Source organism: Paraburkholderia ribeironis (assembly GCF_900019265.1).
Classification (GTDB): Bacteria; Pseudomonadota; Gammaproteobacteria; order Burkholderiales; family Burkholderiaceae; genus Paraburkholderia; species Paraburkholderia ribeironis.
Genome location: NZ_CYGX02000086.1, coordinates 1 through 14,382, shown reverse-complemented (window position 1 = coordinate 14,382; position 14,382 = coordinate 1). Strand labels below are relative to the sequence as shown.

At 59.7% G+C, this 14,382-nt stretch carries 12 protein-coding genes; 5 read left to right on the top strand and 7 right to left on the bottom strand.

Translation table 11 applies throughout. The features are described 5' to 3' along the window. Positions 1-422 precede the first annotated feature (422 nt). Entirely contained in the window at positions 423-3,158 is a 2,736-nt protein-coding gene (locus tag BN2475_RS29345; RefSeq protein WP_094782929.1) for a heavy metal translocating P-type ATPase, read from the top strand. A gap of 397 nt (positions 3,159-3,555) precedes the next feature. On the opposite strand, the gene cueR (BN2475_RS29340) is transcribed toward BN2475_RS29345, so the two are convergent. From cueR (BN2475_RS29340) to BN2475_RS29310, 7 genes are all read right to left on the bottom strand, one after another. After that, on the bottom strand, positions 3,556-4,020 hold the full coding sequence (cueR, locus tag BN2475_RS29340) for a Cu(I)-responsive transcriptional regulator (RefSeq protein WP_094782928.1): 465 nt from the start codon (positions 4,018-4,020) through the stop codon (positions 3,556-3,558). Positions 4,021-4,022: 2 nt separating this feature from the next. Continuing rightward, on the bottom strand, positions 4,023-4,289 hold the full coding sequence (locus BN2475_RS29335; protein ID WP_094782927.1) for a heavy-metal-associated domain-containing protein: 267 nt from the start codon (positions 4,287-4,289) through the stop codon (positions 4,023-4,025). 149 nt (positions 4,290-4,438) lie between these two features. Beyond that, positions 4,439-4,882: a DUF3331 domain-containing protein gene (locus BN2475_RS29330; protein ID WP_094782926.1), complete on the bottom strand. Its 444-nt coding sequence runs from the start codon at positions 4,880-4,882 to the stop codon at positions 4,439-4,441. 93 nt (positions 4,883-4,975) lie between these two features. Continuing rightward, positions 4,976-5,365, bottom strand: coding sequence for a BON domain-containing protein (locus BN2475_RS29325; RefSeq protein ID WP_094782925.1), 390 nt, complete (start codon positions 5,363-5,365; stop codon positions 4,976-4,978). Positions 5,366-5,501: 136 nt separating this feature from the next. Continuing rightward, entirely contained in the window at positions 5,502-5,759 is a 258-nt protein-coding gene (locus BN2475_RS29320) for a heavy-metal-associated domain-containing protein (RefSeq protein ID WP_094782924.1), read from the bottom strand. A gap of 721 nt (positions 5,760-6,480) precedes the next feature. Continuing rightward, entirely contained in the window at positions 6,481-6,945 is a 465-nt protein-coding gene (gene cueR, locus BN2475_RS29315; protein ID WP_094782923.1) for a Cu(I)-responsive transcriptional regulator, read from the bottom strand. Positions 6,946-6,947: 2 nt separating this feature from the next. Further along, a complete protein-coding gene (locus BN2475_RS29310; RefSeq protein ID WP_094782922.1) occupies positions 6,948-9,395 on the bottom strand; it encodes a heavy metal translocating P-type ATPase in 2,448 nt (815 codons plus the stop codon). Positions 9,396-9,621: 226 nt separating this feature from the next. Between BN2475_RS29310 and BN2475_RS29305 the strand changes: the two genes are divergently transcribed. The 4 genes from BN2475_RS29305 (at position 9,622) to tehA (ending at position 13,779) form a co-directional block, all read left to right on the top strand. After that, positions 9,622-11,361 (top strand): copper resistance system multicopper oxidase, encoded by a 1,740-nt coding sequence (locus BN2475_RS29305; protein WP_094782921.1) that lies wholly within the window; start codon positions 9,622-9,624, stop codon positions 11,359-11,361. Beyond that, positions 11,358-12,413, top strand: a complete 1,056-nt coding sequence (locus tag BN2475_RS29300) for a copper resistance protein B (protein WP_094782920.1) — start codon at positions 11,358-11,360, stop codon at positions 12,411-12,413. The genes BN2475_RS29305 and BN2475_RS29300 overlap by 4 nt, the downstream gene beginning before the upstream one ends. An 84-nt stretch (positions 12,414-12,497) precedes the next feature. After that, entirely contained in the window at positions 12,498-12,755 is a 258-nt protein-coding gene (locus tag BN2475_RS29295; RefSeq protein ID WP_094782919.1) for a heavy-metal-associated domain-containing protein, read from the top strand. Then, the gene (tehA, locus tag BN2475_RS29290) at positions 12,739-13,779 is read left to right on the top strand and encodes a dicarboxylate transporter/tellurite-resistance protein TehA (RefSeq protein WP_245841668.1); all 1,041 of its coding nucleotides are present in this window, start codon (positions 12,739-12,741) and stop codon (positions 13,777-13,779) included. The genes BN2475_RS29295 and tehA overlap by 17 nt, the downstream gene beginning before the upstream one ends. Positions 13,780-14,382 lie beyond the last annotated feature (603 nt).

Below are 14,382 nucleotides of genomic sequence, written 5' to 3'. Positions count from 1 at the left end.
GAACTCCGGCATCTTCCCAATTCGGGAAGGACCACCGTTGAAGCCTGCGAGCATGGGAAAGAAAGCTATTCATACTCGCGAGCGCGGCGGCGACCCGAATATCGACTGTGGGTCACGTTTTGCCGGAAGCTACCCTGCTCTATGGGATTCTTCACCGATTTGTTTCCGCCGGCAAACGAGAGAAAGTGTCTTCAATCAAAAGAAAATCTTTGCCGCGTGTAGTTCCTTGCGACGACGTGGTCGATGTCCTGCTTGCAACTGAGCATGATCCTCAATTTGGACCGATTTGGGCTTGACTTTGCCACGATTGGAAAGGCTAGCTTACAGAATAGGTTGAACAAACTGTCGGCAGCTAGCCATGAGCGCTCCCAATTCGAACGTATCGATCCGCGTTGGCTGTATCGGCAATACTGGAGATTAATATGTCTTTAAAATCAGTTGGCACCGCACCGGCGGATAACGAACAGCTCGTATTTCGCGTCGAAGGAATGGATTGCGCGAGCTGTGTAGGCAAGATTGAAACGGCACTGAGTCGTCTGAATGGCGTATCTGACATCAGTGTCCAATTCACCAGCGAGACGTTGTCTGTTAGCCGCAGCTTGTCGGGCAAAACGACGGCTCGGGACATCGTGAAAAAGATCCGCAATCTCGGTTTCGACGCGACAGCGTTACCGGCGAGCGCGGTTTCGACCGAGTCGGCCTTTGCCAATGCCGCTCAATCAAACGGTAAGCAAGCACACGGTCGAAATGCCCACAAACACGGCGGTCTTCAGTGCAGCGATGCACACGATCACGAGTTGCGTGGGAATGACGATGGAGGCGACCATAAGGATCAGCAAGGACAGGTCTGCAATGACCATCAACATCAGAGCCAGGTGCATGACCGTGACCACAGTCACGAGTCGTGTAAGTCGCAGGCATCGACCAGTAAGAAGCCATCCGAGCACGCATCTGTCGGGCCAAACCTCACTATGCGCGTAGACGGCATGGATTGCGCAAGCTGCGTAGGCAAGATTGAGACAGCCCTGTCGCGCATGCCGGGCGTCTCGGATGTCCAGATCAATTTCAATGCGGAAACGTTGGGGCTTTCGCTCGCATCAGGTGCGTTCACGCAGGTATCAGACATCGAGAAAACGATCAAGAATCTAGGCTTTGGCGTATCCAGCGCCCAGTACGACGGCACTCGCACAGACGCACCGCGAAACGTCGAGGCACCCCCCATCACCCAGCGCTGGTGGCAGACCAAGAAAGGGAAACTTGTCATTAGCCTCGGCATTGTGATGGGCGTCGCCTACGCCGTAGCCCATTTGATCCCGGAGTATGCAGGCTGGATCTTCACAGCCGCGGTGATTGTTGGCGTTCTCCCTTTCGCGCGCAAAGCATTGGCGCTGGCAACCTCGGGGTCGCCTTTCTCGATCGAGATGCTGATGGTCGTGGCATCGCTCGGCGCGCTCATGATTGGTCAGTCAGAGGAATCCGCTGCGGTTGTATTCCTTTTCGCAATCGGCGAGTTGCTTGAAAGCGTGGCGGCTGGCCGCGCGCGGGCGGGCATCAAGGCACTCGCGACTCTCGTGCCCAAAACTGCAGTCTTACTCGATCAGCAGGGTAGGCAGCGCATCGTGCCTGCAACCTCTTTGAACGTCGGTGACCTTGTCCTGGTACGCCCCGGTGACCGTGTTCCCGCCGACGGCATGATTCTCCACGGCGCATCGAGCCTCGACGAGTCTCCTGTGACGGGCGAATCGGTTCCGCGCCCGAAGACCTCCGGCGAGAGCATCTTTGCTGGATCGATCAACGTTGACGGTGCGCTCCAGGTGCGTGTCGAGAAAGCGGCCGCAGACAATACCATCTCGAGAATCATCCAACTGGTGGAACAGGCGCAATCTTCAAAAGCCCCCACCGCCCGATTCATTGAGAAACTCAGCAGGTACTACACCCCGGCCGTGATGGGCATCGCCGCGCTGATTGTCGTGCTTCCCCCGCTCGCCTTTGGCGGCAGTTGGGAAACCTGGCTCTATCGGGGCCTGTCGCTGCTGCTTATCGCCTGCCCGTGCGCGCTCGTCCTATCAACGCCCGCCGCCATCGCCTCCGGACTCGCGGTCGCAACGCGTCGCGGGCTGTTGATCAAGGGCGGCAATGCTCTGGAAACTATCGGACGCGTAGGCGCCGTTGCATTCGACAAGACCGGCACTCTGACTGAAGGCAAGCCGCGCGTCACCGATGTCGTCTCACTCTGCTCCGGCGGTGAAAACGATGTCCTCGCTCTCGCGGCAGCAGTCGAATCAGGATCGAACCATCCGCTCGCCAAGGCGATCGTTGCGCATGCCGAAGATGCCGACATCGTCATCCCCTCCGCCCAGAACGCCTCGGCGACGCCCGGCAAGGCGGTGCATGCAACGGTGAATGGTCGCAATTTGACAGTCGGATCGCCTTCGCACGCGGCCAAGGCAGCGAAACTTCCACCCGACCTGCGCCAGCGCATCGAAGCGCTGGAGGATGGTGGCAAGACAGTTTCGGTATTGTTCGACGAGCAGGACCGCGAAATCATCGGCCTGTTAGCCCTGCGCGACGAACCCCGAAGTGACGCAAGGGAAGGTGTGGCACGTCTGAAGCAACTGGGGATCCGTTCTGTCATGCTGACCGGCGACAACAGCCGGACAGCGCACGCCATCGCTTCGCAGCTTGGTATCGAATGGCAAGCCGAATTGCTGCCCCAAGACAAGTTGCGCCACATCGACAAAATGAAGCGGGACGTTAAGGTTGCCATGGTCGGCGACGGCATCAACGATGCGCCCGCACTTGCAACCGCCGACGTCGGCATCGCCATGGCGGGCGGCACTGACGTCGCCATTGAGACGGCTGACGCCGCGCTGCTCAAGAGTCGCGTCACCGATGTTGCTCACCTTGTCGCCATCTCACGCGCCACGATGACGAATATTCAGCAGAACGTGACCTTCGTGCTCGGCCTGAAAGCGTTGTTCCTCATCACCACCGTGCTAGGTGTGACCGGGCTCTGGGTTGCGGTAATGGCCGATACCGGCGCAACGGCACTCGTCACGCTCAACGCCTTGCGTCTCCTCAGATTTGGAAAGACGCGAAACACGAGCAGCGGGCGCGACGGCGGTATGACACCGCGCCCAGCGGCATCGATGGGCTAAAGCAGCCAGGTCTGGAAATTGCGAGAAGAACGAGCGCCGTGAGACTGCCCTCACTACATTTGACAGTGGAAGGTTAGGCGTAAAAGGGCTGACTTCTGTGTTGCACGGGGCTCAGCGCTTTCGGTTTCAGGTCGATGCAAAAGGCGTCAGCCATCTTGCGAGCCGAGGCCGGTTAAAAGAGCGATGCAGCGCCATGTTCCGCGCGGCTACCATAGACATTTCTTTCTATGGAAATGGAATATCTTTTGCAGATGGGCGTTGACCGATTCTGCTCGTCTGTACTCCAGTACAAAAAACCCCAAGAGTTGGATTGTGGTCCAAGCCTTGGGGTGTAATTCATAGGCTGCGGCTCTTTTATGCCCCGATTCTTGCCCGACAGCCAATTCGCCGCTCGTGGTCAGCGAGCCGGTTTTCGTCGCTTGTCGGGCAGCGTTTTTCGGGCGTGGGCGTTGTTAGCACCGTCTCGCACGGCTGCTTCGGACGCCAGCGACTCGATGATTGGACAATCGGGCCTGTCGTCTCCATTGCAGTTGTGCATCAAGTGCTCGAGCGCGGCCTTCATCTCCTGAAGCTCTTTAAGTTTTTCGTCGAGTTCCACGATGTGCGCCTGCGCCAGAGCCTTGACCTGCCGGCTGGAGCGCTCGCGGTTCTGCCAGAGATCCAACAGCTCGCTGATCCGGTCCAGCGAAAAACCGAGGTCCCGGCCGTGGCGGATAAACCGCAGCCTGCTCACGTCCTTGTCGCTGTATTGCCGGTAACCGCTGCTCGTGCGGCTCACCTGCGGCAACAGCGCGAGGCCTTCATAATGCCGAATCATCTTCGTCGAGACGCCGGAGACGGACGCTGCTTCGCCGATGTTCATGGTCAAGCCCCTTGAATCGAGCCGGCTTTGCGGACGGCGTTGGCCAATGCCCCGACGTCCACGTTGGTAGACGCCGGAACTGTGGCTTCCCCGGTGGGGAGGTTGACTGTCGTGCTTTCGACGCCCGGCAGCGTCTGGAGCGCCTTCTCTATGCCCGAGACGCAGTTTGCGCACGTCATACCTTCGATGGGCAGCTTATATTCCAAGGGGCCGGTCGGTGCAGCGGTCGTGCTCATGGCGATCTCCTCTTCGTCAGTCTTCCGATACATATCAGCTTGATCCTTGCCATCATTGGAATGTCAAGCAGTGCACGAAAAAAATTGGCGGTTGCCTTCGAAACAAAATGCGAATCCCTTGTTGAGCGTTGAAACTCAAGCAAGGAGAGATATGCGAGACGTACGCGCTACGAAGCGGAATATCATGCGCCATTGATCGTCAAGTCGGAGCAATCTCCGATCGTTTCCGCCAGAATCATCTGATAGTAATTAGGCGGCACGCGCATCTCGCGTGTACGGGGACGAAACACCCGGTCGCCGGGATTGATGGTGCGCCCCGTCAGTACGCAGATCGCGGCGACGGGGGCGACGCCGGTGCACCAGATCTGCTCTGTGTATCGACCGGCACACGGATCGCTCCACGAAACGCTCATCGTGTATGACGACAACCGGTCCACGACCATGATGTTGGAAGGCCGCTTCGCTAGATGCCGATGATCTTCAGTCACAGGTGGACATACGCTGCTGCGACGCTTCTTGAGCGTCACCAATTGTTTTTTCGCACACGCGTTGAGTTGCTCGGCAGACGGACTAAGAACGTTCAACAACGTGCGAAGCACGAAATCGTCTTCGGATAGCGCGGCCATCGATCCATCTCCAGTAGCTTCCGCGGACATAGTGCGAAAACAGAAGCACGTTCATGTGCGCGGCAGCCAAACCTGACCGCCGCGCTGACGGCTTTAATGTCCGCCTTCCTGGCGAACCGTCAGCTTGCTGCTAACTGACGTGACGCCTTGCACTTTCTGCGCCGCATCGACAGCCAAATCGTTCTGCTGCTCATTGTCAATGTGGCCGCCCAGCGTCACGTGTCCTGTCTTCGCATCACCGAATACGGCGATCGACGTTGCCTCAAGGCCCTTGGTTTTGGTGAGGGCCTTCTGAACGGTCTTGGAGAATGCGCGGTTGGCTGCGCGAATTGACTTCTTCGTCGTAACTGTCTGCTTGCTTGTCGTGATGCTGGCGGTGTCCGCTGCGGACGCTGCCGCGTCCGCAGCGAACGCCGAGGTATAAGTCATAGCCGCAACAGCAAATGCAAGACCGCTGCTCAGAACGAGTTGTCGAAGTTTCATGACTGATCCTTTTTTTTGATCTTCGAGAAAAAGCGTTTTATATAGGAAAATATGGGTGAATCACTGGGTGCAGTAAGATTGCCGCCGCGCAATGATGGTGCTCGTCCGAGCGGCCGACGCCGCGCGCGAGCAACCCTTAGTGTTGTTGTCCACAGCAGCTCTTCGTTTGAGTACATGCGTCGGCAATCTCTTCTTTGACTCGCACGGGCGTGTAACCGGCATCCGCAATGGCATCGCGCAACTTGTTCGGATCGACATTGGTCGACTCGATCGTCACCAGATGCCTGGCCGGGTCGATGGTGAACTTCGCGAGATTGTCAACAGCCTTCAGCGCTTCGGTAATCGATCCGGCGCAGTGTCCACACGTCATGTCATTTACTTCAAAGGCAATCATGAGCTTTCTCCTAATGGGTTTGTCGATGAGACGTTAGAACTATCCAGCTTCCCATCGTTGGAATGTCAAGAGACTTTTAGCAAGGGATACCAAATGCGAATGCCGGCGACCCACTGCTGATCGAAGACGCCTTGATGATCGTTACGCGCAAAATCAGCGGAGCGCGGAAGCGGTAGCTTTCACACCATGCCGATGAAAGGCGCGACATGCCAACCAGGGAGGCCACGCAAATTAGGACAGTCGGATAAGCGGTTTGGCCGGTCTCTGAACCGGAAAGAATGGTGGCAAAGGAACCGAGGAAATGACGAAGAGAACCCGATGGATACAGTCGGCGGCCCTCGAAGCGGAATTGCTCAGGCAGCGGTCCGAGGCGAGCGGACACAGGCCGAACTGGCGCAGCAATTCGATGCGCACCCGAACCAGCGGAAAAAGTGTCGGCGCTGGAAGTCGGAAGGCCTGACGCTCGAAAAACGCAAAATAATAACTTGTTGAGCGGTGCGCACCACTCAACTGCCGGCACGGCAGCACCCAATCATTGCCCCCGTCGACACGCTGTCGACGGGAACACTAGAGAGAAGTACTGGGTCCAGCTAAGTCATGGCCTTGGGTTCTTGCGGGAGGCGACCAAAACTTCAGAGTGCCCGTGGATTGAATTCGAATCGTATTTTTCCACGGGCAGTCGCTTGAGCATTACAACATTCGATACACGGAAAGTTCGAATTCAACGGATGAACTTCCGTCGCTTGTCGGGCAAGGTTTTTCGGACAGGGCTATTGGTGGCACCGTCTCGCATGGCTGCTGTGGACGCGAGCGACTCGATGATTGAGCAGTCCGATTTATCGTCGCCATGGCACCCATGCACCAAGTGTTCGAGCGCCGCCTTCATCTCGTGAAGCTCCCTCAGTTTTTCGTCGAGCTCCGCGATGTGGGCCTGCGCCAGTATCTTCACCTGCCGACTGGAGCGCTCTCGGTTCTGCCATAGATCGAGCAGGTCACCGATCCGATCTAGCGAAAAACCGAGGTCGCGGCAATGGCGGATAAACCGCAGCCTGCTCACATCCTTTTCACTGTATTGCCGGTAACCGCTCATCGAGCGGCTCGCCTGCGGCAACAGCCCGAGACCCTCATAGTGCCGAATCATCTTGGTCGAGACACCGGATGCCGCCGCGACTTCGCCGATGTTCATAGTCAATCTCCTTGCGTCGGGCCAAGCGCGCCGGCGGCAGTCGCCGCGCCCCGCCAGCGACGCAGCATCAGTGCATTGCTGACGACGCTGACGCTGCTGAAGGCCATGGCTGCCCCGGCAATGACCGGGTTCAGCAAGCCCAAAGCCGCCAGCGGGATACCCAGCACGTTGTACGCAAACGCCCAGAACAAGCCTTGCTTGATTTTCGAGTAAGTACGACGCGAGACGTCGAACGAATCCGCCACCAAGCGGGGATCGCCGCGCATCAACGTGATGCCCGCCGCTTCCATCGCCACGTCGGTGCCCGTCGACATCGACAAGCCAACGTCCGCCGCCACCAGCGACGGCGCATCGTTCAATCCGTCTCCGACCATTGCCACGACGTGGCCTTGCTTGCGCAGGCCATCGACGATCGACGCCTTGTCACCAGGCAACAATTCGGCACGGACTTCGTCGATGCCCAAGTCCCGCGCAACGGCATTGGCACTGCCCTGGTTGTCACCGGTCAGCATCACCGTCTTGATGCCCAGCTCGCGCAGCCGCTTGACGGCCGCGTACGACGCGGGCTTGACGGTGTCGCCAAAGGCCAGCAGTCCCAACACGCGAGTTCGACTTTCCTCTTGTGCCAGCAACCAGGAGATAGTCCGTCCCTCACCCTCGAGACGCTCCGCTTCGGACAGTAGCGCTCCCGGAGCCGCGTTAGACTCGTTCATCAACCGCGTGCTGCCCAACAGGATCTGCCGCCCGAGCACGACGCCCTGCACTCCGCGGCCCGGCAAGGCTTTAGCCTCCTGCGCCTGCGGCACGGCAATGCGATGCTCTCGGATCTTGTCGAGCACCGCATGCGCGAGCGGGTGGTCACTGGTGTTCTGCAGCGCGGCCGCAAGTTGCAGCACCTCGTTTGGATCGCCGGCGCCGGCTGCCTCGATTGCAACCAACGACGGCTTGCCTTCGGTCAGCGTACCCGTCTTATCGAACGCCACGAGGGTCACCGAGTGGGCAACTTCGAGCGCCTCTGCATCCTTGATTAAAATGCCTTGGCGTGCAGCCACACCGGTACCCGCCATGATGGCCGTCGGCGTAGCGAGGCCGAGCGCACAGGGGCAGGCGATCACGAGCACCGCAACGGCACTGATCACGGCATGCTGCACATCGCCGTTGTAAAGGAACCAGCCGACGAAGGTCAACAGCGCCAGCCCGAGGACGACGGGGACGAAAACCGCACTCACGCGATCGACGATGCGCTGAATCGGAGCCTTCGCGGCCTGCGCCGACTCCACCATGCGGATGATTCTGGCAAGCGTGGTCTCGGTGCCGATGGCCAGCGTGCGGACCTGCAATACACCTTCCTCGTTGACGGAACCGCCGGTCACCTTGTCGCCGACAGCCTTCGCGACCGGCAGGCTCTCGCCGGTGATGAGCGACTCATTGATGTGGCTGCGGCCGTCGATGACTTCACCATCCACCGGTACGCGTTCGCCGGGACGGATAACCACGACGTCACCTACGGCAACCTGCTCGACCGCCGTGGAGACTTCGACGCCATCCACTAGGACGCGAGCAACAGTCGGCCGCAGCGCATTCAGCGAGCGGATTGCATCGGCCGTCTGCCGCTTGGCACGCGATTCGAGCCATTTACCGAGTAACACCAGAGTAATGACCGCGGCCGATGCCTCGAAATACAGATCCGGCGTATCGCCGTTGCGGTGCTGCCACAACAGGAAAACCGAAAGCCCGTACGCCGCGCTTGTGCCCAGCGCGACCAGCAGGTCCATGTTGCCGCTGCCCGCCTTCACGGCTTTCCAGCCGGCGCGGTAGAAACGAGCGCCGAGCCAGAACTGCACCGGGGTCGCCAGCGCCAATTGCACCCAGCCCCTCAGCTCCCACTCGATGCCGAACAACTGCAGCAGCATCGGCAGCAGCAGCGGAAGCGTCAGCAACGTACCAGCGAGCACCGGCCACCATTGCGGAAGACTTGCCGCAGCCGGTGCGGCCGATGCCGCCGATGTGGCCTCGACCGGTTTAGCGCCGTAACCGGCTTTTTCGACAGCCCCGGCCAACGTCGCGAACGACACGCCGCCATGCGCCGTAACCGTCGCCTTTTCGGTCGCTAGGTTCACCGATGCGGCCGAGACGCCGGGGACCTTCAGCAACGCCTTTTCCACCCGGCCCACGCACGATGCGCAGGTCATGCCTTCGATCCCGAGCTCGATCGGGCTGGAGCGGACATCGTATCCGGCCTTGCGGACGGCGTCGGCCAGCGCCCCGACGTCCACATCGGCGGACGCCCGAACCGTGGCTTCCTCGGTCGCGAGGTTGACTGCCGTGCTTTCGACGCCCGGCAGCGCCTCCAGCGCCTTCTCAATGCGCGAGACGCAGCTCGCGCACGTCATACCTTCGATGGGCAGCTTGAATTCTTGGAATTTGGATGTTGAAGCGGTCGTACTCATGAGGGTGATCTCCGTTTCGTTGGTGTTTCGATGGAGAGCAGCTTCGTCGTTCCCATCATCGGAAGGTCAAGCGGGGCATGAAAAAAATTTTCGATTACGTCACAGCGTTTGCAACGGCTCTATTGACATTCCAACGATAGGAAGCCCTACAGTCCCGCCGTCTCATCGAAAAAACCAGTCGAGAAATCTCATGGCTCACCGACTGCCGTAGATCACGGAGAATTCCATGCAAAGTCGTAATCCACCAACCAGTACGTCGCGGCGGCGCTTCGTTCAAGGCGTGGCCTTGGGCGGTGCCGCTGCCACACTTGGCCTACTCCAGTCCTCGCGCACCTGGGCGCTGACCAGCCCCGACCAGCCGACCGTGCTGAGCGGTACCGATTTCGCGCTGGATATCGCCGAGACCCCCGTCAACTACACTGGCCATTCACGCCTGGCCACGACCATCAACGGCAGCCTTCCCGGGCCCACACTCCGCTGGAAGGAGGGGACCACAGTGACGCTGCGCGTGACCAATCGGCTACGGGTGCCGACTTCCATTCATTGGCACGGCATTCTTGTTCCAACTGAGATGGACGGGGTGCCTGGCCTCAGCTTTCCTGGCATCGCACCGGGCGAGACCTTCGTCTATCGCTTCCCCGTGCGGCAGGCCGGCACCTATTGGTACCACTCGCATTCGCGCTTTCAGGAACAAACGGGGGTGTTCGGTCCGCTGGTCATCGAACCGGCTGGGGGAGATCGCATTGCGGTCGACCGCGACTATGTCGTCATGCTCAACGACTGGTCCGACGATGACCCCGAGCACATCTACGCAACGCTGAAGAAGTCGGGCGATTACTACAACTACGCCATGCCCACAGCGCCGGATTTCTTCCGCGACGTGCGGGAACATGGGCTGAGTAGTGCTTTAGCGAGGCGCAAGATGTGGGAGCAGATGCGTATGAATCCGACCGACTACAGCGACGTGTCGGGACAGATCTATACCTATCTGACGAACGGACACTCACCGGCCGACAATTGGACGGGAATATTCAAGCCCGGCGAAAAGGTGCGTCTGCGCTTTATCAACGGCTCGTCGATGTCGATCTTCGATGTGCGCATTCCGGGCCTGAAGATGACCGTGGTCAGCGCCGACGGACAGGATGTGGAGCCGGTGAGCGTAGACGAGTTCCGCATTTCCATCGCCGAAACCTACGACGTCATCGTCCAGCCCGAAGACGACCGCGCGTACACCGTATTCGCCCAATCGATCGACCGCAGCGGCTATGCGCGCGGCACGCTCGCGCCGCGCCTGGGCATGCAGGCGGACGTCCCAACAATGGACCCGGTCGGCTGGTTGGACAAGGCAGACATGATGGGCGCAATGATGATGGGCGGGATGCATGCGCAAGGGGGAATGTCGGGGAAACCCGGGATGGGGATGATGGGCATGATGGCCGCGACGCCGCCCGCGCATCACGCTCGTACCGAATATGGCCCCGGTGTCGACATGCGTGTCGACATGCCACGCACCAATCTCGACGACCCGGGCGCGGGCCTGCGCGGGAATGGCCGCCGCGTCCTCACCTACGCCGATCTGCATACGCTCGGCGGGTCTCTGGACCCGCGCGAGCCGAACCGCGAAATCGAACTGCACCTTACCGGCAACATGGAGCGGTTCATGTGGTCGTTCGACGGCGTGAAGTACTCCGATGCAAAGCCGGTTCACTTGAGAACCGGGGAGCGCGTGCGCGTCGTGCTCGTCAACGACACCATGATGAATCATCCGATCCACCTGCATGGCATGTGGAGCGAGCTGGAAAATCCGTCCGGTGGTTTCCAGGTGCGCAAGCACACCATCAACGTGCAGCCTGCGCAACGTATCGCCTATGGTGTGACGGCCGATACGCCGGGACACTGGGCCTACCACTGCCATATGCTCTATCACATGTTTGCGGGCATGTTCCGCGAGGTGGTCGTGTCATGATTAAAACCCGACAAATTGCCGCCATGCTCCCGCGGCGCTTTCTGTGGCTCGCGGCGGGTCTGCTGGCCGCGCCGGCCCTGTCCATCGCACAGGTGGCTCAGCCCCCCGCCGGCAGTTCGATGCCCTCGACGAACGCTTCGTCGCATGATGATAGTTCGATGGGCGGCATGCAGATGCCTCCCAAGATGAACTCCATGCAAAACGGCGACGCGGCGCCGCACGACGAGCATTCGATGCCCGGCATGCAGATGCACCCCATGATGGACTCCATGCAAAACGGCAACGCTGCGCCGCACGGCAAGAATCCGATGCCCATGCGAATGGGGTCCATGCAGGGCGGCAGCGCACCGCCCAACGCGCGCGGCCCCGACTACTCCGAAGGTGTCAGCGCCAGTTCCGAGCCGGGCATGGACATGGACGACGCCGCGCCACTGGGCATGCTGCAATTCGACCAGTTGGAAGCATTCCACGACAAGGACACCAATGGACTGGCGTGGGAAATGCACGGATGGTACGGCAGCGACAGCAACAAGCTGTGGGTCCGCAGCGAAGGAGAACGTAGCGGCGGCCACTTTGAAGATGCCGATGTCGAGGCGCTCTGGAGTCATGCGGTCGCGGCTTACTGGGACACAGTGCTCGGGATACGGCTGGACTTCGGCGATGGACCGCCTCGCCATTGGGCTGCATTCGGCGTACAAGGCATAGTGCCGTACAACTTCGATATCGAGGCCACCGGCTACGTGGATCCAACAGGGCGAACCGCTGCCCGCGTGCGCGCGGAGTACGACATGCGCTTCACCCAGCGACTGATCCTGCAACCGGACCTCGAGGTCAACGCGTATGGCCGGTCGGATCCTGCCAGGCGGATCGGCGCTGGAATCTCCGACGCCCAGTTCGGGTTGCGTTTGCGTTATGAGATTAATCGGCGCGTCGCGCCCTACATCGGGGTCGAGTGGAAGCGCCGCTTCGGCGGCACAGCCGATTTCGCCCGTGAAGATCATCAAGCCGTCTTCGATCAGCAGTGGGTCGCCGGCATTCGCATTTGGTACTAGTTGCTAAATGCCTCTTGACATTACGGCGATGGGAAACCGGATAGTTCCAGCGTCTCATCGACAAACCCCTTTAGGAGAAGTCTCATGATTGCCTTTGAAGTAAATGACATGACTTGCGGCCACTGCGTCAGCCTGATCACGAAAGCGCTGAAGGCCGTGGACAACGATGCCAAGTTCACCGTTGACCTGGCCAGGCACCTGGTGACGATCGAATCGACCGACGCCGATCCAAGCGAGCTGCGGGATGCCATTGCGGATGCCGGTTACACGCCCGTGCGAATCGAGGATGCGGCCGCCAACGCATGCACTCAGGCGAAGAGCTGCTGTGGACAACAGCAATAAGGTTTGCTCGCTCACAGCGTCGCCCGCGCGCGATGAACACCATCATTGCGATACGGCGACGCCGACGACGACATGCCTTATGCAGATATGCCGGACTCACATTCCGGCGTCACACTTCGGCACAGTCCTGGGCGTCTCCGGGCTCGGGCAGGCATGGCGCATGGCGGCACGGCTATGGGGCCTGCCGCCCACCATTGCCGAAGCGCTTCTGGCCATCGCGGGGGTGGTCTGGGCCATGCTGGCCATTGGCTACTTGCGACAAGCCATCCAGAACTTCGAGGCTGTGAAAGCCGAGTTCCTGCATCCTGTGCAGGGCGGCACGCCTGCGTTATTGGCAGTCTCCACGTTGCTCGTCGCCATTGCAGTGCTTCCGTACTCGATCACCATGGCGTGGCTTCTGGCCATGAGCGGCATCGCATGGCACGTGGGTTTCTCTCTCTGGCACACAGGCACGCTATGGCAGGGCGGCAGGAACTCGGAGGACATGGTGCCGACCCTGTACCTGCCGACCGTTGCCGGCAACTTCACTAGCGCAGCGGCGCTTGGTTCGTTAGGGTGTCCGGACTGGGGTTGGCTATTTTTAGGTGCCGGGCTGTTCTCATGGTTGGCCCTCGAGTCGCTGGTAATCCATCGGCTATGGCATTCCACAGCGATACCCGCGCGTCAGCGCCCCCTCATTGGCATTCAGTTCGCCCCGCCGGTCGTTTGCGCCATGGCTTGGCTGGCATTGTCTCCAGGTAGCACGGACCACTGGCTTCTCATGCTCTGGGGTTACGGAATTTTCCAACTGCTGCTTGGCCTACGCCTCGGATTGTGGCTCGGCGTGCAGTCCTTTATCCCTGCCTACTGGGCCTATACGTTCGGTGTCGCCGCCGCAACGGTCTGCAGCCTCAAGCTAGCGCAGTCGGGCGTGCGATCGGCGCATTTGCTGGCTATACCCGTATTCGTCGGCGCCAACCTGTTCATTGGCTACCTTGCGATACGGACGGTTCGCCTGCTCTTCAAAACGTGGTCATCCCCTTAGCGTTACCCTCCTCTGCAGGACTGATTCAGCGCCGGCTGGGTTCATCTCCACTCGCTGGCTCCGAGGGTTTTGCGCAAGCCTTCGGTGGCAACCGAACACTCGCGTGCTCTCCGCGCCGCCGCATATATGCTTGCGGATCGGTAACGCGCACACAAAGGCTGACGTTGAGCCATATCTGAGTTCCATTGCGGACCGCGTCACTCCCCTGCCAAGCAACTCGATCGCCCTGAATAACCGAATGCGTCGCCGCCGAACCATCTCCAAACCCGGCATCATTTCTATCCTCCACTACAAGAAAAACTTTGTCAGGCAGGAACTGAGAGCGATCTGGGAGGTGGCGAATTCATCAGCTACAAATTTTTTCTTTCCATCCGCGATATTAAATCTAGTTTGCGGGGACGTCTAAATCAGCGAAGAATTCACATCCGCGACATGCAGCGTCACGGAAGGGACAGGCAGCCAGCATCGCTTCGGCTCGATATGAATCGGTATGGATCGTTTTTTCCGTACGCTGACTTTATCGGCGTCGTGCTACCGATTCATCGCACTGCGATCGCGGAACACGAAGGTCACCTATTGCGTAAACAGTACAGGAGCAACGAA

What these genes read in the sequence shown, in the direction of transcription:
- BN2475_RS29330 (WP_094782926.1), bottom strand. Translation starts at nt 4,882, where the DNA reads ATGGCCGCGCTATCCGAAGACGATTTCGTGCTTCGCACGTTGTTGAAC.
- cueR (WP_094782923.1), bottom strand. Translation starts at nt 6,945, where the DNA reads ATGAACATCGGCGAAGTCGCGGCGGCATCCGGTGTCTCGACCAAGATG.
- BN2475_RS29295 (WP_094782919.1), top strand. Translation starts at nt 12,498, where the DNA reads ATGATTGCCTTTGAAGTAAATGACATGACTTGCGGCCACTGCGTCAGC.
- BN2475_RS29345 (WP_094782929.1), top strand. Translation starts at nt 423, where the DNA reads ATGTCTTTAAAATCAGTTGGCACCGCACCGGCGGATAACGAACAGCTC.
- BN2475_RS29325 (WP_094782925.1), bottom strand. Translation starts at nt 5,365, where the DNA reads ATGAAACTTCGACAACTCGTTCTGAGCAGCGGTCTTGCATTTGCTGTT.
- BN2475_RS29305 (WP_094782921.1), top strand. Translation starts at nt 9,622, where the DNA reads ATGCAAAGTCGTAATCCACCAACCAGTACGTCGCGGCGGCGCTTCGTT.
- BN2475_RS29320 (WP_094782924.1), bottom strand. Translation starts at nt 5,759, where the DNA reads ATGATTGCCTTTGAAGTAAATGACATGACGTGTGGACACTGCGCCGGA.
- BN2475_RS29335 (WP_094782927.1), bottom strand. Translation starts at nt 4,289, where the DNA reads ATGTATCGGAAGACTGACGAAGAGGAGATCGCCATGAGCACGACCGCT.
- BN2475_RS29310 (WP_094782922.1), bottom strand. Translation starts at nt 9,395, where the DNA reads ATGAGTACGACCGCTTCAACATCCAAATTCCAAGAATTCAAGCTGCCC.
- BN2475_RS29300 (WP_094782920.1), top strand. Translation starts at nt 11,358, where the DNA reads ATGATTAAAACCCGACAAATTGCCGCCATGCTCCCGCGGCGCTTTCTG.
- cueR (WP_094782928.1), bottom strand. Translation starts at nt 4,020, where the DNA reads ATGAACATCGGCGAAGCAGCGTCCGTCTCCGGCGTCTCGACGAAGATG.